The organism is Streptomyces murinus, from assembly GCF_002154555.1.
Lineage (GTDB): Bacteria > Actinomycetota > Actinomycetes > Streptomycetales > Streptomycetaceae > Streptomyces > Streptomyces murinus.
Genome location: NZ_MUNF01000824.1, coordinates 247 through 665, shown reverse-complemented (window position 1 = coordinate 665; position 419 = coordinate 247). Strand labels below are relative to the sequence as shown.

1 protein-coding gene is annotated in these 419 nt (G+C 69.7%); it reads right to left on the bottom strand.

The features are described from left to right. Positions 1 to 419, bottom strand: a 419-nt coding sequence (locus CCN72_RS41125; protein ID WP_244174642.1) for a tyrosine-protein phosphatase, incomplete at both ends; no start/stop codon positions are given.

The following is a 419-nucleotide window of genomic DNA, read 5'->3' as shown; positions in this document are numbered from 1 at the left end:
GATCTTCGCCTGCTCCGGGGGCAGTGCCGCGAGCGCGTCCGCGTTGGCCTTCGCGCGGTAGGTGTTGCTGGCCAGGTAGTCGTCCGTCACGGTCTTGCGCGGCACGCCGAGTGCGGTGAGGAGAGCGGCGCTCGACCAGCCGGTGCGGTCCTTGCCGGCGGTGCAGTGGTAGAGGAGTCCGTGCCGGTCGTCGTCGGTGATGCCGTCGAAGACGGAGGTGTACGCGGTGCGGGCGGTGTCCCCGCTGACCATGAATTTCTCGGCGTCCACCATGGCCTGGGTGGCCGCTTCCTCGCTCGTCGGAGGTGTGCTGAGGAAGTCGGAGCCCGCAAGGACATCGGCGACGCGGTACGTCACGCCGGACGGTACGACGTCCGGTGCCGAGGAGCGCTCGGACTCGGTGCGCAGGTCGTAGGCGA